The organism is Mycobacterium asiaticum (assembly GCF_001673365.1).
Lineage (GTDB): Bacteria > Actinomycetota > Actinomycetes > Mycobacteriales > Mycobacteriaceae > Mycobacterium > Mycobacterium asiaticum_A.
Window position 1 is genome coordinate 56082 of sequence record NZ_LZLS01000169.1, and the last position, 26548, is coordinate 82629.

Annotated in this window: 22 protein-coding genes and 2 tRNA genes; 10 read left to right on the plus strand and 14 right to left on the minus strand. The window is 65.0% G+C overall.

Annotated elements, in window-relative coordinates:
- Window positions 1-44: 44 nt before the first annotated feature.
- From A5634_RS18470 to pknB, 7 genes are all read left to right on the plus strand, one after another.
- Window positions 45-1745, plus strand: coding sequence for a DUF3662 and FHA domain-containing protein (locus A5634_RS18470; protein WP_065145472.1), 1701 nt, complete (start codon window positions 45-47; stop codon window positions 1743-1745).
- A gap of 112 nt (window positions 1746-1857) precedes the next feature.
- On the plus strand, window positions 1858-2325 hold the full coding sequence (locus A5634_RS18475) for an FHA domain-containing protein FhaB/FipA (RefSeq protein ID WP_065145473.1): 468 nt from the start codon (window positions 1858-1860) through the stop codon (window positions 2323-2325).
- Window positions 2322-3851, plus strand: coding sequence for a PP2C family protein-serine/threonine phosphatase (locus A5634_RS18480; RefSeq protein WP_065145474.1), 1530 nt, complete (start codon window positions 2322-2324; stop codon window positions 3849-3851). The genes A5634_RS18475 and A5634_RS18480 overlap by 4 nt, the downstream gene beginning before the upstream one ends.
- Window positions 3848-5260, plus strand: a complete 1413-nt coding sequence (locus tag A5634_RS18485) for an FtsW/RodA/SpoVE family cell cycle protein (protein ID WP_065145497.1) — start codon at window positions 3848-3850, stop codon at window positions 5258-5260. Before A5634_RS18480 ends, A5634_RS18485 begins: the two co-directional genes overlap by 4 nt.
- Entirely contained in the window at window positions 5257-6735 is a 1479-nt protein-coding gene (pbpA, locus tag A5634_RS18490) for a D,D-transpeptidase PbpA (protein WP_065145475.1), read from the plus strand. The genes A5634_RS18485 and pbpA overlap by 4 nt, the downstream gene beginning before the upstream one ends.
- A 28-nt stretch (window positions 6736-6763) precedes the next feature.
- The gene (locus A5634_RS18495; RefSeq protein WP_065145476.1) at window positions 6764-8026 is read left to right on the plus strand and encodes a serine/threonine-protein kinase; all 1263 of its coding nucleotides are present in this window, start codon (window positions 6764-6766) and stop codon (window positions 8024-8026) included.
- Entirely contained in the window at window positions 8023-9903 is a 1881-nt protein-coding gene (gene pknB / locus A5634_RS18500; RefSeq protein WP_065145477.1) for a Stk1 family PASTA domain-containing Ser/Thr kinase, read from the plus strand. Before A5634_RS18495 ends, pknB begins: the two co-directional genes overlap by 4 nt.
- Here pknB and A5634_RS18505 read toward each other — a convergent pair.
- Both A5634_RS18505 and A5634_RS18510 read right to left on the minus strand, forming a co-directional pair.
- Window positions 9881-10567 (minus strand): aminodeoxychorismate/anthranilate synthase component II, encoded by a 687-nt coding sequence (locus A5634_RS18505; protein WP_065145478.1) that lies wholly within the window; start codon window positions 10565-10567, stop codon window positions 9881-9883. The two genes, pknB and A5634_RS18505, sit on opposite strands and share 23 nt — an antisense overlap.
- A gap of 44 nt (window positions 10568-10611) precedes the next feature.
- Window positions 10612-11367, minus strand: a complete 756-nt coding sequence (locus tag A5634_RS18510; RefSeq protein ID WP_155769609.1) for a DUF881 domain-containing protein — start codon at window positions 11365-11367, stop codon at window positions 10612-10614.
- A gap of 126 nt (window positions 11368-11493) precedes the next feature.
- Between A5634_RS18510 and crgA the strand changes: the two genes are divergently transcribed.
- Both crgA and A5634_RS18520 read left to right on the plus strand, forming a co-directional pair.
- Window positions 11494-11775 carry a cell division protein CrgA gene (crgA, locus tag A5634_RS18515; protein ID WP_065145479.1) on the plus strand — a complete coding sequence of 94 codons (282 nt, stop codon included), beginning with the start codon at window positions 11494-11496 and terminating at the stop codon, window positions 11773-11775.
- A gap of 168 nt (window positions 11776-11943) precedes the next feature.
- The gene (locus A5634_RS18520) at window positions 11944-12357 is read left to right on the plus strand and encodes a PH domain-containing protein (RefSeq protein ID WP_065145480.1); all 414 of its coding nucleotides are present in this window, start codon (window positions 11944-11946) and stop codon (window positions 12355-12357) included.
- Window positions 12358-12422: 65 nt separating this feature from the next.
- Here the strand turns inward: A5634_RS18520 and A5634_RS18525 are convergent, their stop codons facing one another.
- Window positions 12423-12971, minus strand: coding sequence for a peptidylprolyl isomerase (locus A5634_RS18525; RefSeq protein ID WP_065145481.1), 549 nt, complete (start codon window positions 12969-12971; stop codon window positions 12423-12425).
- 119 nt (window positions 12972-13090) lie between these two features.
- On the opposite strand from A5634_RS18525, the gene cwsA reads away from it, so the two are divergent.
- Entirely contained in the window at window positions 13091-13543 is a 453-nt protein-coding gene (cwsA, locus tag A5634_RS18530; protein ID WP_065145482.1) for a cell wall synthesis protein CwsA, read from the plus strand.
- Here cwsA and A5634_RS18535 read toward each other — a convergent pair.
- The 11 genes from A5634_RS18535 to dnaA form a co-directional block, all read right to left on the minus strand.
- The gene (locus A5634_RS18535; protein ID WP_065145483.1) at window positions 13540-14460 is read right to left on the minus strand and encodes a TIGR03619 family F420-dependent LLM class oxidoreductase; all 921 of its coding nucleotides are present in this window, start codon (window positions 14458-14460) and stop codon (window positions 13540-13542) included. The two genes, cwsA and A5634_RS18535, sit on opposite strands and share 4 nt — an antisense overlap.
- Window positions 14461-14463: 3 nt before the next feature.
- Window positions 14464-14536: transfer RNA gene (locus A5634_RS18540), tRNA-Ala, on the minus strand.
- Window positions 14527-14673 carry a hypothetical protein gene (locus A5634_RS28330; protein WP_155769610.1) on the minus strand — a complete coding sequence of 49 codons (147 nt, stop codon included), beginning with the start codon at window positions 14671-14673 and terminating at the stop codon, window positions 14527-14529. Before A5634_RS28330 ends, A5634_RS18540 begins: the two co-directional genes overlap by 10 nt.
- A gap of 25 nt (window positions 14674-14698) precedes the next feature.
- Window positions 14699-14772, minus strand: a tRNA-Ile gene (locus tag A5634_RS18545).
- A gap of 147 nt (window positions 14773-14919) precedes the next feature.
- Entirely contained in the window at window positions 14920-15789 is an 870-nt protein-coding gene (locus A5634_RS18550) for a DUF3566 domain-containing protein (protein ID WP_065145484.1), read from the minus strand.
- A gap of 72 nt (window positions 15790-15861) precedes the next feature.
- Window positions 15862-19545 (minus strand): intein-containing DNA gyrase subunit A, encoded by a 3684-nt coding sequence (gene gyrA / locus A5634_RS18555; protein ID WP_065145485.1) that lies wholly within the window; start codon window positions 19543-19545, stop codon window positions 15862-15864.
- 56 nt (window positions 19546-19601) lie between these two features.
- On the minus strand, window positions 19602-21635 hold the full coding sequence (gene gyrB / locus A5634_RS18560) for a DNA topoisomerase (ATP-hydrolyzing) subunit B (protein WP_065145499.1): 2034 nt from the start codon (window positions 21633-21635) through the stop codon (window positions 19602-19604).
- 244 nt (window positions 21636-21879) lie between these two features.
- Window positions 21880-22431 carry a DUF721 family protein gene (locus A5634_RS18565; RefSeq protein WP_065145486.1) on the minus strand — a complete coding sequence of 184 codons (552 nt, stop codon included), beginning with the start codon at window positions 22429-22431 and terminating at the stop codon, window positions 21880-21882.
- Window positions 22428-23588, minus strand: a complete 1161-nt coding sequence (gene recF / locus A5634_RS18570; protein ID WP_065145487.1) for a DNA replication/repair protein RecF — start codon at window positions 23586-23588, stop codon at window positions 22428-22430. The genes A5634_RS18565 and recF overlap by 4 nt, the downstream gene beginning before the upstream one ends.
- 32 nt (window positions 23589-23620) lie before the next feature.
- Window positions 23621-24817, minus strand: a complete 1197-nt coding sequence (gene dnaN, locus A5634_RS18575; RefSeq protein WP_065145488.1) for a DNA polymerase III subunit beta — start codon at window positions 24815-24817, stop codon at window positions 23621-23623.
- A gap of 489 nt (window positions 24818-25306) precedes the next feature.
- The coding region (gene dnaA, locus A5634_RS18580; RefSeq protein ID WP_065145489.1) for a chromosomal replication initiator protein DnaA at window positions 25307-26548 on the minus strand (1242 nt) is incomplete at its 5' end.

A 26548-nucleotide genomic window follows, 5' to 3' on the forward strand; every position in this document is an offset into this window, starting at 1 on the left:
GCGATGGATCTCTCCATAAACGGTAGTGAGGCGAGCGCTGAAAGATGAGTAGCCAACGCGGGCTGGTTCAGCGCATCGAGCGCAAACTCGAGGCGACCGTTGGTGATGCCTTTGCTCGTGTGTTCGGGGGATCGATTGTGCCCCAAGAAGTCGAAGCGCTATTGCGCCGTGAGGCCGCCGACGGTGTCCAGTCCCTACAGGGAAATCGCCTTTTGGCACCCAACGAATACATCATTACCCTCAGTGTGCACGACTTTGAGAAATTGGGCGCCGACCCGGAGCTCACGTCCAGCGCTTTTGCTCGGTACCTGGCGGACTATATCCAAGAACAGGGGTGGCAAACGTATGGTGATGTGGTCGTCCGGTTCGAGCAGTCCTCGAACCTGCACACTGGCCAGTTCCGCGCCCGCGGCACTGTTAACCCCGACGTCGAGCCCCGCCCGACGGCTACCGATTCCGCCCGGCCACAATCAAATGATGCGTTTGGCGCAGAACCAGGAGTACGACCGATGAGTGACAATCCAGGCTACCGCGGCGGTCAGGGACAGGGGCGGCCCGACGAGTACTACGACGACCGCTACCAGCGGCCACCCGAGGGCGGCCAGCAAGGGTATCCGGACGGCGGTGGCTATCCCCCCCAGCAGGGCTACCCGCCTCAGCAGGGTGGCTACGGCGAGCAGGGCGGTTACGGCGACCAAGGCGGCTACGGTCAAGGCGGCTACGGCCAGGGTGGTTACGGCCAGCAAGGCGGTTACCCGGACCAGCGCGGCTATGGCGATCAGGGCCAAGGCGGCTATGGCGACCAGGGCCAAGGCGGCTACGGCGACCAAGGTCAAGGCGGCTACGGCGACCAGGGCCAAGGTGGGTACGGCGACCAGCGTGGTTACCAGGACCAGCGTGGTTACGACCAGGGTCAGGGTGGCGGCTATGCCCCGACTTACGAGGCCTCGCCGCCCACCCCGTCGGGCCCACCCGGGGGATACGGCAGCCAAGGCGGTTACGGACAGGAGCAGGGGTACCAGCAGGGCGGGTATGGGCAGCAAGGTCCGCCCCAGGGCCAACCCCAAGGCGGCCAGCCGGGTTACGGGGGCTATGGCGAGTACGGCCAGCCCGGTCGCCAGGACGACGGCGGCTACGGTGCGCCGAGTGCGCCGCCGGAGCCGCAGCGCCAGTCCTACGATCAGGGCGGCTACGACCAGGGCTACCAGCAGGGCGGCGGCTACGGTCGCCAGGAGTACGGCAGCAGCGGTGACTACACCCAATACGCCGAGGCTTCCCCGGGCGGGTACGGCCAACAGGGCGGCGGCTACGGCGAGCCCGCCGGCCGTTCGGACTACGACTACGGACAGCCGCCCGCGCCTGATTACGGTCACCAGGGCGGAGCGGACTACGGCCAGGACCAGGGCTACCAGCAGGGTGGCTACGGCGGCTACGGCCAGGGCGGCTACGGATCGGTCGGTGCGCAGGTCACCCTGCAACTCGACGACGGCAGTGGGCGTACCTACCAGCTGCGCGACGGCTCCAACATCGTCGGGCGGGGGCAGGATGCTCAGTTCCGATTGCCCGACACCGGGGTCTCACGCCGGCATCTGGAGATCCGCTGGGACGGCCAGGTCGCGTTGCTCTCCGACCTGAACTCCACGAACGGCACCACGGTAAACAACGCGCCGGTCCAGGAATGGCAATTGGCTGACGGCGATGTGATTCGCCTGGGTCATTCCGAGATCATCGTCCGCATCCACTGAGCCACTGGCTCGAAGCAGCGCGCGTCTCCCCGCTTCGGCCACCGTCGAAGTATCGTGACTTTGCTGATGTGCTCGACATCAGAGGCAGTACCGGGACGGAAAGGACCGCCAGATGCAGGGGTTGGTACTGCAACTGACGCGTGCCGGCTTCTTGATGCTGCTGTGGCTGTTCATCTGGTCGGTGTTGCGAATCCTGCGCACCGACATCTACGCGCCCACGGGGGCGGTCATGGTGCGGCGCGGGTTGACGCTGCGCGGCAACCTGCTGGCCTCACGGCAACGTCGAGACACCGCCCGGTACCTCGTGGTCACCGAGGGCGCGCTGCAGGGCGCCCGGATCACCCTGAGCGGGCAGCCGGTGTTGATCGGTCGCGCGGACGACTCGACCTTGGTGTTGACTGACGATTACGCCTCGACTCGGCATGCCAGGCTGTCTCAGCGGGGCTCGGAATGGTATGTGGAGGATCTAGGATCGACCAACGGCACATACCTTGACAGGGCGAAGGTGACGACTGCGGTACGAGTTCCCATAGGTACGCCGGTTCGGATCGGCAAGACGGCAATAGAGTTACGCCCGTGACTTTGGTCCTGCGGTATGCCGCCCGGAGCGATCGCGGACTCGTCCGCGCCAACAACGAAGACTCCGTCTACGCCGGAGCACGGCTGTTGGCGCTGGCCGACGGCATGGGCGGTCACGCCGCCGGCGAAGTGGCCTCCCAGTTGGTGATCGCCGCCCTGGCCCATCTCGACGACGACGAGCCCGGCGGCGACCTGCTCGCCAAACTCGACAACGCGGTGCGCTCCGGCAACTCTGCGATCGCCGCCCAGGTCGAGATGGAACCCGAGCTCGAAGGCATGGGCACCACGCTCACGGCCATCCTGTTCGCGGGCAACCGGCTCGGACTGGTGCACATCGGCGACTCGCGTGGCTACCTCTTCCGCGACGGCGAGCTCACCCAGATCACCAAGGACGACACGTTCGTTCAGACGCTGGTCGACGAGGGCCGCATCACCGCGGAGGAAGCGCACAGCCACCCGCAGCGGTCGCTGATCATGCGGGCGCTGACCGGACATGAGGTGGAGCCCACGCTGACCATGCGGGAAGCGCGCGCCGGTGACCGCTACCTGCTGTGTTCGGACGGGCTGTCCGACCCGGTCAGCAACGACACGATCGCCGAGGCCCTGCAAATCCCAGACGTTGCCGAAAGCGCGTATCGCCTCATCGAGCTGGCGTTGCGTGGTGGGGGTCCCGACAACGTCACGGTCGTGGTTGCCGACGTCGTTGACGACGAGTTCGGCCAGACCCAACCCATTCTGGCCGGCGCGGTATCCGGAGACAGCGACGACGACCAGCTGACGCTGCCCAACACCGCGGCCGGCCGCGCTTCGGCGATCGGACCCCGCAAAGGCGAGGTAACCAAACGTGTTGCCCCGCAACCAGAGCCACCGCGACGCCGCTGGTCGCGACGACGGTTGGGTCTGGTCATCGGGTTGATTGTGCTGGTGCTGATCGCTGGCCTGGCCATCGGTCGCATGGTGATCCGGGGCAACTACTACATCGCCGACCACAACGGCACCGTCGCCATCATGCAGGGCGTGCAGGGGTCGCTGCTGGGAGTCTCCCTGCACAGCGTGCATTCAGTGGGATGCGTCAACGCCAAAGACGAAATCTCTGACGTGAGTCCCGGCCAGCAGCCCAAGGACTGCCAGCTGATGAAGGTGGACGACCTCACCCCTTCCGGACGGGCGTCGGTTCAGTCTCGACAGCTTCCGGCCGGCAGTCTCGACGATGCCCGTAAGCAACTGCGCGAGTTGGCCAAGTCGCTGCGACCGCGCTGCCAGCAGCGCGCCACGTCCGCGCCTGAACCGTCGGCCCCGTCGACCAATAGCAGGGGCACACCGGAATCCAGCGCCCCGCCGGCACCGGAATCCTCGACTCCGACGTCTTCCAGCACCACCCCTACCTCAGCACCGTCAACGACCACGACCACATCGAGCACCACCTCGGCAGCGCCTGCTACGCCCGCGTCGACGACACCGAGTTCCGCGTCGCCGCCCCCGGGTGAAGTCCCGCAACAGCAAGGCGATTGCCGGGCGGCGGCATGACCACAACGGAGCTGCCGGCGCCGGTAGCGGTGACGCCTCCGTTGCCTACTCGGCGCAACGCCGAATTGCTGCTGTTGTGCTTTGCCGCATTGATCACCATCGCCGCGCTGCTCATAGTGGAGGCCAACCAGGAGCGCACGCTGCACTGGGACCTGACCACCTACGGGCTTGGCTTCCTGACGCTGTTCGGCTTCGCCCACCTGGCGCTGCGCCGGTTCGCTCCTTACACCGACCCGCTGCTGTTGCCGGTTGTGGCGCTGCTCAACGGCCTTGGGCTGGTGATGATCCACCGCCTGGATCTGGTCGACAAGCAGGTGGGTCGGCACGGCCACCCCAGCGCCAACCAGCAGATGCTGTGGACGCTGGTTGGCGTCACCGCGTTCGCGCTGGTGGTGACCTTCCTCAAGGACCATCGCCAGCTCGCCCGCTACGGCTACATCTGCGGCCTGTCCGGGCTCGTCCTGCTGGTGATTCCCGCCCTGCTGCCCCGGTCGCTGTCCGAGCAGAACGGCGCCAAAATCTGGATTCGCCTGCCGGGCTTCTCGATTCAGCCCGCCGAGTTTTCCAAGATTCTGCTGCTGATCTTCTTCTCGGCGGTGCTGGTCGCCAAACGCAACCTGTTCACCAGCGCGGGAAAGCACCTGATGGGGGTGACGCTTCCACGCCCGCGTGACCTCGCCCCGCTGTTGGCGGCGTGGGTGATCTCGGTGGGCGTCATGGTCTTCGAGAAAGACCTCGGCACGTCGCTGCTGTTGTACGCGTCGTTCCTGGTGGTGGTCTACCTGGCCACCCAACGCTTCAGTTGGGTCGTGCTCGGCCTGGTGCTGTTCGCGGCGGGAAGCGTGGTGGCCTACTACCTTTTCGCTCACGTGCGGGTGCGCGTGCAGACCTGGCTGGACCCGTTCGCCGACCCGGACGGCACCGGCTATCAAATGGTGCAGGCGCTGTTCAGCTTCGCCACCGGTGGCATTTTCGGCACCGGCCTGGGTAACGGTCAGCCCGACACGGTGCCCGCCGCCTCGACCGACTTCATCATCGCCGCGTTCGGCGAAGAGTTGGGCCTGGTTGGCCTGGCCAGCATTCTTATGCTCTACACGATCGTCATCATCCGCGGCATGCGGACCGCGATCGCCACCCGCGACAGCTTCGGCAAGCTGCTGGCTGCTGGTCTGGCCTCTACGCTGGCGATTCAGTTGTTCATCGTCGTCGGCGGCGTCACCAAGCTGATTCCGCTGACCGGATTGACCACCCCGTGGATGTCCTATGGCGGTTCGTCGCTGCTGGCGAACTATGTCTTGCTGGCGATCCTCGCCCGCGTCTCCGACGGCGCGCGCCGGCCGCTGCGCACCCGTCCCCGCAAGAAGTCGCCGATCGCGGCGGCCAAGACCGAGGTGATCGAGCGAGTATGAACACCTCGCTGCGCCGGATCTCGGTGACCGTGATGGCGTTGATCGTGCTGCTTCTGCTCAACGCCACGTTGACGCAGGTCTTCACGGCCGACGGGTTGCGCGCCGACCCGCGTAATCAGCGGGTCCTGCTCGACGAGTACTCGCGCCAGCGTGGCCAAATCATTGCCGGCGGCCAACTGTTGGCCTACTCGGTCGCCACTGACAGCCGGTTTCGCTTCCTGCGCGTCTACCCCAACCCCGCGGTGTACGCGCCAGTGACGGGGTTCTATTCGCTGCGGTATTCCAGCGCCGGTCTGGAGCGGGCCGAGGACCTGCTGCTCAACGGCTCCGACGAGCGGCTCTTCGGTCGACGCTTGGCCGACTTCTTCACCGGCCGCGACCCACGCGGCGGCAATGTGGACACGACCATCGTCCCCCGCATCCAGCAAGCCGGATGGGACGCGATGCAGGCGGGCTGTGGAGGATCGCCGTGCAAGGGTGCCGTCGTCGCGCTCGAACCCTCCACCGGCAAGATCCTGGCGTTGGTGTCCTCACCGTCCTACGACCCCAACCTGCTGGCCTCCCACAACGCCGAAGTACAGGCGCAGGCGTGGCAGGTTCTTCGGGACAATCCCGACAACCCGCTGATCAACCGCGCCATCGCCGAGACCTATCCGCCGGGTTCCACTTTCAAGGTGATCACCACCGCCGCGGCCTTGCAGGCCGGGACCAACGAGACCGCGCAGCTGACCGCCGCCGCCAGGATCCCGCTACCTAACAGCACTGCCACGCTGGAAAACTACGGCGGTGAACCGTGCGGGCCTGATCAGACCGTGTCGCTCAGCGAGGCCTTCGCCAAGTCGTGTAACACCGCCTTCGTCCAGCTGGGACTGCTCACCGGACGGGACGCGCTGCGCAGCATGGCGCAGGCCTTCGGGCTGGACACCGGCCCGGAGCCGATCCCGCTGCAGGTCGCCGAATCTACGATCGGGACGATCCCGGACGGCGCTGCGCTCGGGATGACCAGTATCGGGCAGAAGGACGTTGCGCTGACCCCGCTGCAGAACGCGCTAGTGGCGGCGGCGATCGCCAACGGCGGCATTCTGATGCAGCCATACCTGGTAGAAAGCCTGAAGGGGCCGGATCTGGCCAACATCAGCACCACCGCCCCAACTCAGCAGCGCCGCGCGGTGTCGCCGCAGGTCGCCGCTAAGCTAACAGCGCTGATGGTCGGCGCCGAGAAAGTCGCACAGCAGAAAGGGGCCATCCCCGGCGTGCAGATCGCATCCAAGACGGGTACCGCTGAGCACGGCACCGATCCACGGCACACTCCACCGCATGCGTGGTACATCGCCTTCGCACCCGCGCAGGCTCCGAAAATTGCCGTAGCGGTGTTGGTGGAGAACGGGGCCGATCGGCTGTCCGCGACGGGAGGTGCACTGGCCGCGCCGATCGGGCGGGCAGTGATCGAGGCTGCCTTGCAAGGGGGACCATGAGTCTCCAGGAGCGAGCGGGAGGCAAGACATGAGTCCCCGCGTTGGGGTGACGCTGTCGGGCAGATACCGCCTGCAGCGGCTCATCGCCACCGGCGGCATGGGCCAAGTGTGGGAAGCGGTGGACAGCCGCCTGGGTCGGCGTGTCGCGGTCAAGGTGCTCAAGCAGGAGTTCTCGCAGGACCCGGAGTTCATCGAGCGTTTCCGGGCGGAAGCGCGGACCACCGCGATGCTCAACCATCCCGGCATCGCCCAGGTCCACGACTACGGCGAAAGCGCGATGGACGGCGAGGGCCGCACGGCCTATCTGGTGATGGAACTGGTCAACGGCGAACCGCTGAACTCGGTTCTCAAACGCACCGGACGATTGTCGCTGCGGCACGCGCTGGACATGCTGGAGCAGACGGGCCGCGCACTGCAGATCGCCCACGCCGCCGGTCTCGTGCACCGTGACGTCAAACCGGGCAACATCCTGATCACGCCCACCGGGCAGGTCAAGATCACCGACTTCGGTATCGCGAAGGCCGTCGACGCCGCACCGGTGACCCAGACCGGCATGGTGATGGGTACCGCGCAATACATCGCGCCCGAGCAGGCCCTCGGCCACGACGCCACTCCCGCCAGTGACGTGTACGCGCTGGGAGTTGTTGGCTACGAAGTGGTTTCGGGCAAGCGCCCGTTTGCCGGCGACGGCGCACTGACCGTGGCGATGAAGCACATCAAAGAGCCGCCGCCACCGTTGCCCGCCGATCTGCCACCCAACGTGCGCGAACTCATCGAGATCACGCTGGTGAAGAACCCCAGCCAGCGCTACCGCAGCGGCGGGCCGTTCGCCGACGCCGTGGCCGCGGTCCGGGCCGGACGTCGACCGCCGCGGCCAAGCGCCTCACCTCCGGCTGGCCGGGCCGCCCCGGCGGCGATCCCGTCGGCCACGCCGGCCCGAATCGCGCCCGCCCCGGCTACCCGGACCACCTCGCCACGTCAATCGCGGCCCGCGGCCAGGAGCCATCGGCCACCGCCGGCGCGGCGCACCTTCTCCTCCGGTCAGCGCGCGCTGCTGTGGGCGGCCGGGGTGCTGGGAGCGCTCGCGATCATCATCGCGGTGCTGATCGTGATCAACGCCAAGGCAGACAACAATCAGCCGTCACCGCCGCCGACGGTCACCAATACCGGCAGCGTGCAGACCAGCGACTTCGGCCCGGCTCCGGGAGCCGATCTCGATTGGACGGAGGGCCCGGAAGCGGGTAGTGCTGGCCTGCACGCGTCGCTGGTCCGATTTGAGATACCGCGATGACCACACCGCGGCATCTGTCCGACCGCTACGAACTGGGCGACATCCTCGGCTTCGGCGGAATGTCGGAAGTTCACCTTGCGCGCGACCTGCGGTTGCACCGCGACGTCGCAGTAAAGGTGTTGCGTGCCGACCTGGCCCGCGATCCCAGTTTCTATTTGCGGTTCCGCCGTGAGGCGCAGAATGCCGCGGCGCTCAACCACCCCGCGATCGTCGCGGTGTACGACACCGGCGAGGCCGAGACGCCCGCCGGTCCGCTGCCCTACATCGTCATGGAGTACGTCGACGGTGTCACGCTGCGCGACATCGTCCACACCGAAGGCCCCATGACGCCCAAGCGCGCCATCGAGGTGATCGCCGACGCCTGCCAGGCGTTGAACTTCAGCCACCAGAACGGCATCATCCACCGCGACGTCAAGCCGGCGAACATCATGATCAGCTCCACCAACGCGGTCAAGGTGATGGACTTCGGCATTGCCCGCGCGATCGCAGATAGCGGCAACAGCGTCACCCAGACCGCGGCGGTGATCGGTACAGCGCAATACCTCTCCCCTGAGCAAGCTCGCGGCGATGCCGTCGATGCCCGGTCCGACGTCTACTCGTTGGGCTGTGTGTTGTACGAAATGCTCACCGGGGAACCACCTTTCACCGGCGATTCACCCGTATCGGTGGCATACCAGCATGTGCGCGAAGACCCTACACCACCTTCGGAGCGGCACGAGGGGATCTCGGCTGACCTCGATGCCGTCGTGCTCAAGGCGCTAGCCAAGAACCCGGAGAACCGATACCAAACCGCCGCGGAGATGCGCGCGGACCTGGTTCGAGTGCACAACGGAGAGGCGCCCGAGGCCCCCAAGGTGCTCACCGGCGCCGAGCGCAAGGCTTTCATGTCCTCCACGGGCGCGGGGCTCAGTGGTCCCCGCACCGACCCGTTGCCGCGGCAGAATTTCGACGACTCCGACAGTGATCGCGGGGCCGGTTCGGTGGGCCGGTGGGTGGCGGCGGTCGCCGTACTGGCCGTGCTGACAATCGTCGTCACCATCGCGATCAACACCTTCGGTGGCAGCACCCGCAGCGTGCAGGTTCCCGACGTGCGGGGACAGAGTTCCGCCGATGCGATCGTCGCGCTGCAGAACAAGGGCTTCAAGACGCGCACCCAGCAAAAGCCCGACTCCCAGATCCCGCCCGATCACGTCATCAGCACCGACCCAGGCGCCAACTCGTCGGTGGGCGCCGGCGACGAGATCACCATCAACGTCTCCACCGGGCCCGAGCAGCGCGAAGTCCCCGACGTGTCGGCGCTGACGTACTCCGAGGCGGTCAAGAAGCTCACCGCGGCCGGCTTCAACAAGTTCAAGCAGTCCAATTCCCCGTCGTCCCCGGAATTGGCGGGAAAGGTGGTCGGCACCAACCCGCCGGCGAACCAGACGTCGGCGATTACCAACGTGATCACGATCATCATCGGCTCGGGGCCGGAGACCAAGCAGATTCCCGACGTCGCGGGACAGACCGTCGACCTGGCGCAAAAGAATCTCACCGTCTACGGCTTCACCAAGTTCAGTCAGTCCTCGGTGGACAGTCCACGCCCCGCCGGTGACGTGATCAGCACCAATCCTCCCGCCGGCACGACCGTGCCCGTCGACTCGGTGATCGAACTGCAGGTGTCCAAGGGCAACCAGTTCGTCATGCCTGATGTGACGGGCATGTTCTGGACCGACGCTGAGCCGCGGTTGCGGGCGCTGGGTTGGACGGGGGCGCTGGACAAGGGCCCCGACGTCGACGCCGGCGGGGCGCAGCACAACAAGATCGTCTACCAGAGTCCGTCGGCCGGCGCGGGGGTCAACCGGGACGGCGTGATCACGCTGAAGTTCGGTCAGTAGCCCCGGCATCGGTCGGGAAGTGCGGCCGGACCGCCGTCAGTACCTCGTTCTCCAGTCGGCGCACCAAAGTGTCGTCACGCGCCCAGCCGCAGTAGGTGAGCCAGTTGGCCAGCATCCGGTGCCCGCCCTCGGTCAAGATCGACTCCGGATGGAATTGGACGCCGTGAATCGGCAGCGTGGTGTGCCGCACGGCCATGATCACTCCGCTCTGGGTGTGGGCGATCGCCTCCAGCTCGGTTGGCAACGACTCGGGCAAGATGGTCAGCGAGTGGTACCGGGTAGCCGTGAACGGGTCCGGAAGACCTTGCAGCACACCGACATTCGTGTGTAAGACGCTGCTTGTCTTGCCGTGCAAGAGCTCTGGGGCGCGGTCGACGACGGCGCCGAATGCAACTCCGATGGCTTGATGACCCAGGCAGACTCCGAGCAGCGGCGTGCCGGCCGCAGCGCACGCGCGCACCAGGCTGATCGAGGCCCCCGCGCGTTCCGGGGTACCCGGGCCGGGGCTGAGCAGGAGGCCGTCGAATTCGGCCGCGATCGCGGTCGGGTCGGCGAGCCTCGCGTCGTCGTTGCGCCACACGGCAGCGTCGACGCCAAGCTGGCCCAGGTACTGCACCAGGTTGAACACGAAGCTGTCGTAGTTGTCGACGACCAGGATCCGCATCGTGACAGGTTACCGCCCCCTTGGAGGGCGCTCTGTCGGCAGCCTTAATAGCCGATCGGGCCCATCGGCTGGGCGAAATGCAGCCGCACCGGTTCGGAGTGGCTGGCCACAGCCACATCGGTCTTGACGTCCTCGCGGTAGCCAAGACCGAAGCGGACGACGTATTGCTTGTAAAGGGTCACCAGTGGCGCAGCGGCCAAGGCAGCCTGCATTGCCGCGGCGTTGCCGATGGCCGTAATCGAATAAGGCGGGCTGTAGGTGCGACCGTTGAGCAGCAGTGTGTTACCGACGCAACGAACGACCGAGGTCGCGATGATGCGCTGATCCTGCATCTGAATTGCTTCCGCGCCGGCACTCCACATCGCGTTGAGGACCGCGTCGATGTCCTGCTGGTGCACTACCAGGTCGTCCGGTGTGGCGTCCCGCGGAAACCGGCCGTTAGCGTCGCGCTGGGCGTCGTTGAGGACGACCACCAGGCCCGGGCCGTGTACCGCGTTCATATCGGCCTCACCGGCGAGCTCTGCGGCCCGTCGCAGCTTTGCCTGCAAGGCGGTGTCCGACGAACGGCCGTGGTACGCGTCAATCTTTCGGGTCAGCGCTTCGCGCTCGGAGTCCAGGTGACTTACCGAGGTGCGCGCCTCCCGAACCAGATCGACGAGTCGTGGGGCGTCGCTGCGGCGGATCTCGGCTCCTCCGGATACCCCGTGCGTCGCCGCCAACAGCAGTCCGGCCAACAGACACACCAGTGGGACGCCGAAGCGCCACGGCGAACGGCTCCGATCGATCGGTTGATCGGTCACGTCTGCCCCTGTTTCGTGGTGACTTCCTGGCGGCGAGGCCAGGTGGGCTAATCTCAGTATCCGAGCCTGTAAACCATCGCGGCTGCTTGCAACCGTAATCGTTGCACCCGATCTCAGAGGTAACAAATGCCCAAGTCCAAGGTCCGTAAGAAGAACGACTTCACCGTCAGTGCGGTCAGCCGCACGCCGGTGAAGGTGAAGGTCGGGCCATCGAGTGTGTGGTTCGTCGCGCTGTTCATCGGCCTGATGCTGATCGGGCTGGTTTGGCTGATGGTCTTCCAACTGGCGGCCTACGGTCCGCAGGCCCCGGCCGCCCTACATTGGATGGCGGAGCTGGGTCCGTGGAATTACGCGATCGCCTTCGCCTTCATGATTTCTGGTCTGTTGCTCACGATGCGTTGGCACTGACCCAGGCGCACAGGAACTGACGCAGGCGTAATGAATTTATTTTAGGTGGGGTTTGTTAGCGCGCCAGCAACCTGTTGGCCACCCAATCACACGCGTGTGATTCATCCCCACTGTTGATAGCTGCTGTGGATAACTGCGTCCACAGTGGTGAGAGGGTCTTAGTAAGTTATGCAGCAAACTGAATGGTCGCCACACACGGCTGGAATCGCTGGTTGTGGGGTCGCAGGCGTTTTGATAGCTACCGCTACTGTGACGATGGTCACAGACCCGCCAGCGCGGGTTATCGCCGGGATTGCCGCGGCCGGCCTGCTGTTGTTTGCCAGCGGATCGTGGCGCGCCCGCCCGAAGCTGGCAATCACGCCCGAGGGACTGATGGTGCGCGGTTGGTTCCGGACGCAGTTATTGACACGGGACGCACTCAAGATCATCAGGATCTCGGAGTTCCGCCGCCATGGCCGCAAAGTGCGCTTTCTGGAGATCGAAACAGTGGACGGGGGACTGCTCATCCTGTCCCGCTGGGACCTCGGGACCGACCCGTTGAACGTGCTTGACGCCCTCACCGACGCCGGCTACGCCGGCTAAGGGGCCGAGCAGACACGACAGCACCAAGCGACGCGGCTCGTGCTGTTGTGTCTGCTCGGCAACCGTCAGGAGATGGTGATGGACTCGATGACGACCGGCTCGGTGGGCCGGTCGTTGCCGTCGGTGGCCGTCGACGAGATGGTGTCTACGACGCGCTGCGAGTCGGGATCGATGACCTCGCCGTAGATGGTGTGGCGCCGGTTCAGGTGCGGGGTCGGGCCGACGGTGATGAAGAACTGTGAACCGTTGGTGCCCGGACCGGCGTTGGCCATCGCCAGCAGGTACGGACGGTCGAACTGCAACTCGGGGTGGAACTCGTCGGCGAACTTGTAACCCGGCCCGCCGCGGCCGGTGCCGGTCGGGTCGCCGCCCTGGATCATGAAGCCCCGGATGACCCGGTGGAACACCGCACCGTCGTAGAACGGACCCGACGGACCACCCGATGCGTTCTGCGTCGAGTACTCCTTGGTGCCCTGCGCCAGGCCGACGAAGTTGGCGACGGTCTTGGGCGCGTGGTTGCCGAACAGGGCGACCTTGATGTCTCCGCGGTTGGTGTGCAGCGTGGCGGTAGCGGTCTGTATGGGGCTATTAGTCACGAAATCACAGTCTGCCACTACGCGTTACGCGGCCCGCACCGGGTGTCGACCGCGACGTACCCGAACAGGTACTAGCTCGACGGCCCGGTACCTGATAGGACTTCGTAGGACTTGAGCAGTGCACAGAAAGGCGCCACATGAGCGGAAAAGCCGGCGAAACGGCGCAAGCCTCGTTGACCCCACGCGAGCGACTCACCCGCGGCCTGACCTATTCGGCGGTCGGACCCGTGGACGTCACGCGCGGGGTGGTCGGCCTGAGTGTGCAGTCGGCGCACTCCACCGCGACCGAGCTTCGTCGTCGCTACCGCGAGGGCCGCCTGGCCCGTGAACTCGCTGCCGCGCAGGAAACGATCGGCCAGGAGCTTGCTTCCAAAAACAGGCGAGCTCAGGAAGTGGTCGCCAACCTGCCGCAGCTGTTGCAGGAGGCCCGCCGCAACCAACGGCGCAGCAAGAAGCCGTGGCTCATCGCCGGTGCTGCCGGCGTCGTGGTCCTGGCCGGGGGCGCCGTCGCCTTCAGCATCGTGCGCCGCTCGTCGCGCCCCGAGCCGTCACCGCGGCCGCCAAGCGTCGACGTGCAACCCCGTCCCTAAGGCACCTTCGGTTTGATCTCCTCAATCAGCCACTGTGCGTAGTCCAGGTACTCCTGCACTCCTCGTACCGGCGGGATGGGCACGGCGCTGTAGGTAACCCCTTGTGCGGCAAGCCAACTAAGGCGGTCGACGAGTTCCTGCGCGCTCAGGCCCGGCCGCGCGTCCGGGTCGTCCTGCACGACGTGTCCTTCCCCGACCCGGTTGGTGCCCAAGCCATGCACCACCTCGAACGGACGTCCGTCGTAGCCCGGTTGGGCCTTGATGAAGTCAATGCGCTCGGCGATCTGCTCGGGCGGGGTCAGAAAGCACCACCAGCCCGACGCGAACTTGGCGGCCCGACGCAGCGCGGCGTCCGAGTCGCCGCCGATCCAGATCGGAAGATGGGGTTTCTGAACGGGTTTCGGCTCGAACGCCACATCGTGAAACGACACATACTTACCGTCGAAGGCCGGCGCCTCGGCGGACCACAGCTCGAGAATCGCCGCCAGGTATTCGTTCGCAATGCGTCCGCGTTTGTTGAACGGCACCCCGATGAGATCGAACTCGCGTTGCAGCCAGCCGACGCCGAAGGTGACGGTCATGCGTCCGCCGCTCAGCCAGTCGGCGGTCGCCAACGCTTTGGCGAGCACGATCGGATGCTGCAGCGGCAGGATCGTGATCGCCGAGTTGAGCCGGATCCGTTCGGTAGCACCCGCAAGATAGGCCTGCGCCACTGTGGAATGCATGAAATGCGGCCCCGACAATTCGATGTGCTCGTTGGGGATGACGAGGTGTTCTGGGACAGCGATCATGTCGTAACCCCACTCGTCGGCGCACTTGGCCATCCGGGTCTGGTCGGCGCCGGTGACCTCGGCCTCCCATGGCTGGGTCAAGGCTTTCAGCCGAACCAGGTGGGGGAGGGGGAAGAGGAACTTCATTTGTGGAGCCTAGGGGAATCGAACCCCTGACACCCGCCTTGCAAAGGCGGTGCTCTACCAACTGAGCTAAGGCCCCTCTGGGATTTCCGATACGTCACCGGGGTTCGGATCGGGCGCCACATGCCACACTTCGACGTCACGCCGCGAACGAACCACCGCCGCGGTCGCCGCACCCAGAGCGGCGGCCGCTGCCAGCGGCAACGTGAACTTCACACGACGTCTTGACGGGCACATGTCGTGGGCCTAGGAGGACTCGAACCTCCGACCTCTTCGTTATCAGCGAAGCGCTCTAACCGCCTGAGCTATAGGCCCGTACTGCCAGTACGGCCGAGCGACGAGATTACCGCACCGGCCGCCCGACCCCCAAGTCGCGTGGCGATCGCAAGCGCGGCGCAGCCGGGCGCGGCGGGTCGCCACCCAACAGAACGTGGCGATCGCAAGCGCGGCGCAGCCGGGCACTCAGTCGCGATCGGCCAGCGTCACCTCGATACCGCCGATCAAATCGGTGGTCAGGTTGTAGACGAACGCGGCGATAGTGGCCATCGCGGTCATCAACACGATGTTCACCAACCCGATCAGCACGGCGCCGCCGAAGATCGTCCCGCTGGACACCAGCTCGCCGCTGCTGCCGCTGGTGTTGTTGAGCAGATCGCCGACGTTGCTGTTGAGCTTGGCCCACACGCCCATACCGCCGAGCACCAGGTACAGGAACGCCACGGCGATCATCCACACGAAGAACAGCGCCACCGACAACAGCAGCGACACCTTCAAGGTGCTCCACGGATCGATGCGCCGGATCTGCATGGAGGCCCGGACCGGCCCACGCGCTCGTCGGGATCCGACTTGCACGCCCCGGGATTCGCGGGCCTCGCCACTCACCGAGCGACTCGTCCCCGACGCACCCGTGTCGCTACTGCGTTCCGGGGTGGACTTGCGTTGTTCGCTTCGTTGCGAAGTCCGCGGAGCCGGACCGGAGAGATCCGGCAGTTCGCTGGCGTACGCTTCCGCGGGCGCGTTTTCGCTGCGTCCGGGTGCACCTTCCGACTGCGCACCGGCCGACGGCGCGGACGTGCCGGAGATGAAGCGGTTTAGCCGAGCTTCCGAACCGGCCGGTGGTCGCACATCGGTGGGCGGGTCGGCAGCCGCCGGACGACGCCCGGATTCCGACCCGGTTCGGGCGCTACCGCGCTGCCAGGGCGGCGAATCCGCGGCATCCGGTAGGCGACCGGGTCCGGTCCCAGCCCGGTGCGCACCGGCACGTTCGACCGCCGCGTCCCCGTTCGGGTTCTCACCCGGACTGGAGGCACCCGGCTCGTTCGGTGAACTCACCCCGACTCCTTACATGTCTGCTCAAGTAGCTGAGTCTATGCCGGGGGGTCCGTGAGCCGTGCCCCCGCCCAGCTAGCCGGCCGACCCTTCGCCGTCGCCATTCGCGTCTACGTCGTCGGGAGCGCCTTCTTCGGCGTTACGTGCGATGGCCAGCAGCGTGTCGCCCTCGCCGAGGTTCATCAGTCGTACGCCCTTGGTCTGGCGCCCCGCCTTTCGCACCTGGCGGGCTGTGGTGCGGATGACGCCGCCGCCCGAGGTGATGGCGTAGAGCTCGCTCTCGTCATCGACGATCAACGCCCCCACCAGCCGGCCGCGACGGCGGTCGTACATGACGGTCAGCACGCCCTTGCCGCCCCGACCCTGCACCGGGTACTCCTCGATCCCGGTGCGCTTGGCGTACCCGCCCGAGGTGGCGACCAGCAGATAGGTGCCCTCGCGGACAACGTTGAGCGAGAGCAGCCGGTCGTCGGCATTGAACCGCATGCCTTGCACCCCGGAGGTGGCACGGCCCATCGGCCGCAGCGCCTCGTCGGTCGCCGAGAACCTGATGGACTGCCCGTTGGCCGACACCAGCAACAGGTCGTCATCCGAGGAGCACAACACCGCGCCGACCAGTTCGTCTTCACCGCGCAGATTGATCGCGACGATGCCACCGGAGCGGTTGGAGTCGAAGTCGGTCAGCTTCGACTTCTTCACCAACCCGTTCTGGGTGGCCAGCACCAGATATGGCGCGTCCTCGTAACTCTTGATCTGGATGACCTGAGCGATGCGTTCCTCGGGTTGGAACGCCAGCAGGTTCGCGACGTGCTGACCGCGAGCGGTGCGCAACGCCTCGGGCAATTCGTAGGCCTTGGCCCGGTACACCCGGCCCTGCGTGGTGAAGAACAGGATCCAGTCGTGCGTCGAGCAGACGAAGAAGTGCCGCACGATGTCGTCCTGCTTGAGACCGGCTCCCTGCACGCCCTTGCCGCCACGCTTTTGGCTGCGATAGAGATCGGTTTTGGTGCGTTTGGCGTATCCGGTTTCGGTGATGGTGACGACGACGTCCTCGCGGGCAATCAGGTCCTCGTCGCTGACGTCGCCGTCGGCCGCAATGATCCGGGTACGACGGTCGTCGCCGTGCTTCTCAACGATCTCGCCGAGTTCGTCACGCACGATGCCGCGCTGACGTTCCGGTTTGGCGAGAATGTCCTCCAGGTCGGCGATCTCGGCTTCGATCTTGGCCAGGTCGTCGACGATGCGTTGCCGCTCCAGTGCGGCCAACCGGCGCAGCTGCATGTCCAGGATCGCCTGCGCCTGAATCTCGTCGATGTCGAGCAACTCGATCAGGCCTTGCCGGGCAATGTCGACGGTCTCTGATGCCCGAATCAACGCGATCACTTCGTCCAGGGCGTCGAGCGCCTTGACCAGACCGCGCAGAATGTGGGCCCGCTCGTTGGCTTTTCGCAACCGGTAGGTGGTGCGTCGGATGATCACGTCGAGTTGGTGTTCGACGTAGTAGCGAATCATCTGGTCCAGCCGCAGCGTGCGCGGGACACCGTCGACGATCGAGAGCATGTTGGCGCCGAAGCTGGTCTGCAGCTGGGTGTGTTTGTAGAGGTTGTTCAGCACTACCTTGGCCACCGCGTCGCGCTTGATCTCGATGACGATGCGCAGACCCACGCGGTCGCTGGACTGGTCCTCGATGTTGGAAATGCCGGCCAGCCGGCCGTCACGGACCTGCTCGGCGATCGAGGTGATGAAGTTGTCGTGGTTGACCTGATACGGCAACTCGGTGATGACCAGCGAGGTGCGCCCTCGCGAATCTTCTTCTACCTCAACGACTCCGCGCATCCGGATCGATCCGCGACCGGTCTTGTAGGCATCGGCGATGCCCGCCGATCCGACGATCAGTCCCGACGTCGGGAAGTCGGGCCCCTTGACTCGCTCCATGACGGCGGCCAGCGTCGCCTCTTCGTCGGCGTCGTAGTTCTCCAGGCACCAGAACACCGCCTCGGCCAGCTCGCGCAAATTGTGCGGTGGGATGTTGGTGGCCATACCGACCGCGATACCGCCCGAGCCGTTGGCCAGCAGGTTGGGGAACCGGCTCGGCAGAACGGTCGGCTCCTGTACCCGGCCGTCATAGTTAGGAATGAAATCGACTGTCTCCTCATCGATTTCGCGCAGCATCTCCATCGCCAGCGGGGTAAGCCGTGCTTCTGTGTTGTGGCTGACGAAACCGTTGGTTATGAAGGCATGGTCGTCGGTATCGACGCGCACGCTGTACACCGGTTGCACGCCGGCCTCGGTCACCGAAGTCACCCGCGCGTAGTAAAAGCGCCCGTCGGTTAGCTCAGTGGCGATGGCCCGCACGTCGGGATCGGCTACATGAGAGAGGATTTCATCGCCATGGGTGCGCCACCGCTGGATGCGGTCGACGTTGTGGCGGTTCAGCCAATCCTTGTCGACCCAACGGCTACCGCAATGTTCACGAATAAACTGTGCCAAGCCCGGGACGTGGTCGCCGTCCCTGCCGGCGCAAGGCGGCATGGACGACAGGATGCCCGTCAGCTTGGTTTGCTTAGTGCCGCCGAAACCGATTTGGGTGGCGAATATCTCGGCTTGCGCACGGCCGGTGATGGCGACCTTGTACTCGCCGACGGCGTGGCGGTAGCGGCGCGATATCACACCGAATTCCAGCAGCATCTGCTGCACATCTTTGGCAAGGCGCTTACTGCATGTCGAGTAAGAGATCTGAATCGTGTTGCGCGGCAGCGCAGAGCAGGATCCATCGCCCTCGAAGAGGGCTTGCAGGAATGCGCGCTTAACGGCGGCGGGGGAGTGCCAGAGCCATTCCGGGATCAGCTTGTCCGCAGAGCGCTGTCCACTCAGGCTCGCCAATCGGGTCTTCTTGAACTCGCTGAGGTTGCAAATGTCGAACGCGTGCAATGTCGAGTTCAGTCCCGCCCGCGACTCGGACACGAAGCCCTCGCTGATGAAGATGCCCGCAAGGTGGGCTTCCAAGGTGTCGTGCCAATCCGCCGAGCCGAACTCCACGGGCGGCGTGCGCTGCAACACAACATAGTCATCAGGCCGGATCTCTTCGATCAGCTTCCACAACAGCGTGGGCACGCCGCCGACGTCAACCAAACACAGCAACGGGTGGTTCGCGGTCCCGGTGACTTCATAGCCTTCGCCGGTACGCACGGTATAGGTCTGGTGCTCGCCTGAATGGAATAGTCGATCGGCCACTACCGGATTGCCGTGCCGGTCCAGAACCTTGAGATCCACCGCATTATCCGAATTCGACTGAGCGCCCGCAACTACATCGCGGATGCGCACTGATTGCCCAAATGGCAAACGCACCAACGCATCGCCGGTAATGCAGTACCTCATGGCGGCTGGAGGATCGTTGCCCGGCGAACCGAAGTTGCCCTGCCCGTCAACCAACGGATACCGCAGCGACCACGGCTGGGCCATGCGCACCAAGGTGTCGTAGATCGACGCGTCACCGTGGGGGTGGTAGTTGCCCATCGTCTCGGCTACCGAGCGCGCCGACTTCGCGTGGCTGCGGTCGGGACGGAAGCCGGAGTCATACATCGCATACAGCACGCGCCGGTGCACCGGCTTGAGACCGTCCCGCACCTCCGGCAGGGCGCGGCCGACGATCACGCTCATCGCGTAGTCGATGTAGCTGCGCTGCATCTCCTGCTGAATGTCGACCGGCTCGATCCGGTCTACCGAGTCGTCGCCGGGCGGCAACGTCGTGTCAGTCATCTATTCCTCGCCTGATTCGGGTCTGATTCGGGTCTGATAGTCGAAGGCGGACCGGTTTAGACGTCCAGGAAGCGAACATCCTTGGCGTTACGGGTGATAAAGCTGCGCCGAGCCTCGACGTCCTCCCCCATCAGGATGGAGAACAGCTCGTCAGCGGCGGCCGCGTCATCAAGGGTGACCTGACGCAGTACCCGCACCGAGGGGTCCATGGTCGTTTCCCATAGCTCTTTGGCGTCCATCTCGCCAAGACCCTTGTAGCGCTGGATGCCGTCTTCTTTGTTGATCTTCTTCCCCGACTTCAGGCCCGCTTCCAACAGGCCGTCGCGTTCCCGGTCGGAGTAGGCGAACTCGGGCTCGCTGCGCTGCCACTTCAACTTGTACAACGGCGGCTGTGCCAGAAACACGTGACCGTGTTCCAGTAGTGGCCGCATGAACCGGAACAGCAGGGTCAGCAGCAGCGTCGAAATGTGTTGTCCGTCAACGTCGGCGTCGGCCATCAGCACGATCTTGTGGTAGCGCAGCTTGCTGATGTCGAACTCGTCGTGAATGCCGGTGCCCAGCGCGGTGATGATGGCCTGGACTTCGGTGTTCTTCAACACCCGGTCGATGCGGGCCTTCTCGACGTTGATGATCTTGCCGCGCAACGGAAGAATCGCTTGGAACATCGAGTCGCGGCCGCTCTTGGCAGAGCCGCCGGCCGAGTCGCCTTCCACCACATACAGTTCGGACTTACGTGGGTCGGTTGAGCGGCAGTCAGCCAACTTACCGGGCAAGCCACCGAGATCCGTCGCGCTCTTGCGCCGCACCAGCTCGCGGGCCTTACGCGCGGCAATCCGCGCCTGTGCCGACGAAACCGCTTTGTTGACAACGGTTTTGGCTTCGGACGGATTGGCTTCGAACCAGTGGGTGAGCTGCTCGTTGCACACCTTCTGGACGAACGACTTGACTTCGGTGTTGCCCAGCTTGGTCTTGGTCTGACCCTCGAACTGCGGTTCTGCGACCTTCACCGAGATGACCGCGGCCAGTCCCTCGCGGATGTCGTCGCCGGTGAGGTTGGGGTCCTTGTCCTTGAGGAGCTTTTTGTCTTTGGCGTACTTGTTGACCACTGAGGTCAACGCGCTGCGGAAACCCTCTTCGTGGGTGCCGCCTTCGTGGGTGTTGATGGTGTTGGCGAAGGTGTGTACGGACTCGGAGTAACCGCCGTTCCACTGCATGGCGATTTCGACTTCGTGCCCGGTGCCTTTGCCGTCGAAGTCGATGACGCTCTGCTGGATCGGGCTCTTGGTGCGGTTGATGTGTTTGACGAAATCGACCAAGCCGCCGGGGTAGTGGAAGGTGCGGTGCTTGACCTTGTGCGGCGCTTTGGATTCGGCCGCCTTTTCCTCGGCGGTCTTGGGAGCCTCGGCGTGGTCGCTGACCACATCGTCGACGACCTCGTCTTGCTCCACCCGTTCGTCAGTGAGATTGATCGTCAGGCCCTTGTTGAGGAACGCCATCTCCTGCAGGCGGCGGGCCACCGTCTCGAAGTCGTACTGGGTGGTCTCGAAAATTTCGGGGTCGGCCCAGAACCTGATCGTGGTCCCGGTCTTCCTGGTGGTCTCACCCTGCTTGAGCGTGCCCGGCACCGCGCGGTCGTAGAACTGCGACCATTCGTGACCATCGCGCTTGATGTCCACCTCGAGTCGCGTGGACAACGCGTTGACCACCGAGACACCGACACCGTGCAATCCACCGCTGACGGTGTAGCCGCTGTTCTCACCGCCGAACTTGCCGCCGGCGTGCAGCTGGGTCATGACCACGTCGACGGTGGGCGCGCCGGTTGCGTGCATGGCCACCGGGATCCCGCGTCCGTCGTCGGCGACTTCCACGCTGCCGTCGTCGAGCAACCGCACATCGACCTTGGTGGCGTAACCCGCCATCGCCTCGTCTACGGAGTTGTCGACGACCTCCCAGATGAGGTGGTGCAAACCACGCTCTCCGGTGGAGCCGATATACATGCCCGGGCGTTTGCGGACAGCCTCCAGACCTTCCAGGACTGTGATGGCTGAAGCGCCGTATTCATTCTGTGCCTTCTTCTTCTGGGCAGCCACGGTCGGGACGCTCTCCTTGGGGTTGCATGCGAGCGGTTCAATCACCGCAGCGGTCGCATTCGTCTACTCTACCGTGAGGCCCCGTCAGGACCGATTTTGCGGGCGCGTTTCTACCCATCTGATTGCGCCGTGCGCTCAATTTCTTCGCTGCAGCCGCGTCCCGACGTTCCAGGAGCGAGTCCGTCAATTTCTGGCGGTTCTGAGGCGGTACGCCCTTCGCCGGTTTTGCGGCAGTCAGAAGCCGCTAACCATAGGTGTCGCGCGGCCCGCGTCCGGGACTGCTGTGGGGTCCCTTCCGCCACGACGGCGTGGCCGGCCCGGTGATCTTCAGGGACTTCACCACGCCGTTGCCGACGGCCGCCGCGATCTTGGCCAGCAGCTGCGCCTGCATGAGCCGCAACTGGGTGGCCCACGCCGTCGACTCGGCCGTCACACTCAGCACGCCATCGTTCAGCGCGGTGGGCATGGCATGGTCGGCGATCTGGTGACCCACGACGGCATTCCACTGACCGAACACCATGCCTTCTGCCACCTGTGTCGTCCATCCCTGCCGCTTGGCCAAATCGCGGGTTAATCGGCCCAGCGGCTGGGGATCACGCACGTCCGGGCCGGGGCCAGACCAACTACGGCGCCCACCACCGGCGACGCGGCGACGCGGCGTTACACCCCCGACGCGTCCCCGGCCGGCGTCCTGGCCGCGCGCCCGAGCGGCTTGCCGTGCTTCTTCCAGAGTCCGCCGTACCAAATCCAGGCCTCGTTGATTGACGGCGTCCTGCTCGGATGGATCGTCAGTCACGGTCCCACCACCTCAGACACCGGGCCGAGTTCGCTGTCTTTGAGCTCGACGTGCACCCGCCTAGCTTCCCAGTCGGCCGGAATGTCCTCTAGCACCGCCGCGGTCACCAGCACCTGCTCCGCGGACTGTGCGACAGCCGCCAGCGCGCTGCGTCGCCTGGTATCCAACTCGGCGAAAACGTCGTCCAACAACAGGACCGGCTCGGCCCCATCGTCGCGCAACAACTCATAGGACCCCAGCCGAAGTGCGACGGCGAATGACCAGGATTCCCCATGGCTGGCAAAGCCTTTGGCGGGTTGATCGCCGAGTCGCAGCTCCAAGTCGTCACGATGGGGCCCGACCAGACACACGCCACGTTCCAGTTCGGCGGCGCGGCGTGCCGAAAGTGCTGCTAACAATGCGGCTTCCAACGCCTCGCGGTCGGCGGCCCCGGCCGCACCCGGCACCACGGTGTCGGTGCTGGCTCGATAAGTTATTGCCGCCGAACGTGATTCGGGTGCCAACAACTGGTAGGCCTTTTCCACCTCGGGTGCCAGTTGATTGATCAGATCTATCCGGGCCGCCATCAATTGGGCCCCATGCTCGGCCAGTCGGCTGTCCCACACTTCGAGGGTGTCCAGCGCGCTGTTGTCGCCACGGAACCGGGCGCCGGCCAACGACTTCAACAACGCGGTGCGTTGCCGCAGTACTTTGTCGTAATCGGCGCGCACCCCGGCGATAGTCGGTCGGCGCACGGTAGCCAGATCATCGAGGTAGCGGCGCCGATCGGCCGGATCGCCCCGAACCAGTGCCAGATCTTCGGGCGCGAATAACACCGCACGCAACACACCGACGATTTCGCGCGTGCTGCGCACCGGTGACCGATTCAGCCGCGCTTTGTTGGCCCGGCCGGCGGCGATCTCGAGATCTACCGCGCATTCCCTGCCGTCGTTGACCACGATCGTCGACACCACGGCCCGTTCGGCGCCCGCGCGGATCAGCGGCGCATCGGTACCGACTCTGTGTGAGCCCAGGGTAGTCGAATACCACAGTGCCTCAAGGATATTGGTCTTCCCGAAGCCATTTCGTCCGACGAACACGGTGCGTCCGGGCGCCAAGTCGAGCTCCGCGAGTTCCCAGGAGCGGAAATCCCGCAGCGTCAAATGCCGGACGTACACCTACTTCGCACCCCTGTAGCGCGCCCCGGGCATCAGCCCGGCAGCCGCACCGGCATCAGCAGATACACGTAATCGGTCGGGACTGCGGGAAACGGGCCGGTTCCGGTGGGAACCGTGTCCTCAGCCGACGCGGGCCGCAGTAACGCGGGCTTACCGGGAGTGGTGAAGCCGAACGACACCCGCTCGGAGTGCAACGACCCCAGCCCGTCAGTCAGATAGGTCGGGTTAAAGGCGATCGTCAAAGGGTCCCCGGCGTAATCGACGGCCAGATCTTCCTCGGCTCGTCCCACGTCGTCGGCCCCGGCCGACAGCCGCAGCATGCCGTCCGCGAATTCCATCCGGACCTGCGCTCCGCGGTCGGCCACCAACGCCACCAACTTGATCGCTTCGGTCAATTCCGCCACGTTCATCGTCGCCACCGCGGTGTGCTCGGCCGGCAACAGCTGGCGAAACTTCGGGAACTCGGCATCCAACAATCGAGTGGTGCTGCGCTTGCCGTTGCCGGTAATGCCCAGCAGACCGTCTTTTCCGACTGCCGACCCGGCGCCCAGCGACAGCCGAACTTCAGATCCGTCGGCGCCCGCCTTGGCGGCCTCGGATAGCGTCTTGGCCGGTACCAGCACCGATGCCTCGATGTCCGGGGACATCGCCGACCAGGTCAACTCGCGAACCGCCAGACGGAACCGGTCGGTGGCCGCCAAAACGACCGTCTCACCGGAGATTTCGACCCGGATGCCGGTGAGCATGGGCAGCGTATCGTCTCGGCCGGCCGCGATCGCCACCTGTCCGATGGCCTCGGCGAACAACTCCGCCGGCAGCGTGCCGGTCTCCTCGGGCAACGACGGCAGCGTCGGGTAGTCCTCGACTGCCATCGTGGGCAACGAGAACCGCGCACTTCCGCAGGTCAACGCGACGCGATTGCCGTCGACGTAGAAATCAACCGGCTTGTTGGGCAACGCCCTGGTGATGTCGGACAACAACCTGCCAGACACCAAAACGCTTCCCGGAGAAGCGACTTCGGCAGCGATCTGGACTTCGGCGGAGACCTCGTAGTCGAATCCGGAGATCGTCAGCCCGTCGTCGGAACCGGTCAACAACACACCGGACAGCACCGGCACGGTGGGCCTGGACGGCAGGTTCTTGGCGACCCACGACACCGCTTCGGCGAAGGACTCCCGCACCAAACGAAACTTCAAGTCGGTAGCCGCCCGTGTTGTAGCCGCGTCCATTGCGTCCCTTCACCTAAACAGTGAGTTGAAATCTCTGGGCCAGCTCCCCCGCCGGCGTTGGGGACCACCGCAAGAGCAGTCGAACACCAACCGTAGAGCTTCTGGTGCCAACTTGGAAAGCTAATCGCCAAGGGTGACAAACCCGGCGGAGGGACTGCCCAACGACGCCGAGCGTCCGATGTCCCCAAGCATCTACTTCAAAGAAGAAATGACGAAGAGAACTCAATATCAGTAATAGGGGGTGTGCAATCTGGGGACAGGGTGGCCTTATCCCAGCTTGAGGACGGGATGAGGGTGTGGATGACAGCGGGACAGACTGTGTGATCGGTGTTGGACGGCTGGGGATGAATCAGCTGTGTGCACGGGGCGACGAGTGCTGCACGCGTAATTCAACTGTTTCTGCACAGAACTACACACACGGCTGCGCTGATGCTGGTGTGACTCGAGGGAGAGAAGTTTTTCCGAAAAAAGTCAGCAAGAAGGGGCTTTTCAGCGCTTTGAGCGCTGCCGGATGCGGGTGGTGAGCTCCTTGACGTTGTCGAAGATCTCGCGGCGCTCAGCCATCTCGTTGCGGATCTTTCGTTCGGCGTACATCACCGTGGTGTGATCGCGACCGAAGGCCTGGCCGATCTTGGGCAGCGAGAGATCGGTCAGTTCGCGGCACAGATACATCGCAATCTGCCGCGACTGCGCCAATGGCCGGGCTTTACCGGGGCCGCGCAATTCCTCAACGGTCGTGTCGAAGTACTCGGCGGTGGCGGCCATGATGGTGGCCGCGCTGATCTGCATGCCGCTGGCGTCCGCGATCAGGTCGCGCAACACGATCTCGGCCAGTGACTTGTCGATCGGCGTTTTGTTCAACGAGGCGAACGCGGTGACCCGGATCAAGGCACCCTCGAGTTCACGAATGTTGCGCTCGATGCTGCTGGCGATGAGTTCGAGCACATCGTCGGGCACCGCCAGTCGCTCCACTTGTGCTTTCTTGCGCAAGATGGCGATGCGGGTCTCCAAGTCGGGGGGCTGCACATCGGTGATCAGCCCCCACTCGAACCGGGTACGCAACCGGTCCTCGAGCGTGGCGAGCTGTTTCGGCGGCCGGTCGGAGGAGATGACGATCTGCTTGTTGGCATTGTGCAGCGTGTTGAAGGTGTGGAAGAACTCCTCCTGGATGCCGTCCTTGCCCTCGATGAACTGAATGTCGTCAACGAGCAGCACGTCGACATCGCGGTAGCTGCGCTTGAACGAGACCTTGCGGTCGTCGCGCAGCGAGTTGATGAAGTCGTTGGTGAATTCCTCGGTGGAGACGTACTTGACGCGCATGCCGGGGAACAGTCGTTGCGCGTAGTTGCCGGCGGCGTGCAGCAGGTGGGTCTTACCCAAACCGGACTCGCCCCAGATAAAAAGTGGGTTGTAGGCCCGGGCCGGCGCTTCGGCGATGGCCAGGGTGGCCGCGTGCGCGAACCGGTTGGAGGACCCGATGACGAAGGTGTCGAAGGTGTAGCGCCGGTTGAGGCTGGTCCCGGATGCGGCCGAGGTGTCGGTGTTGGCGGGACGTTCGGCGAAGTAACTCGGCCAGTTCTGTCCAGAACCGCTGTCGGTCTCGTCGGTCTCGTCGTTCTCGGTAATCGAGTCAGCGTCCTGATCGTCCACCGGTGCCGAAACGTCCGGGGTGACGGCGTCGTCGTCGGCCGGTGGCGGAGCGATCCGTACGCCGAGCTGAATCTGTTGGCC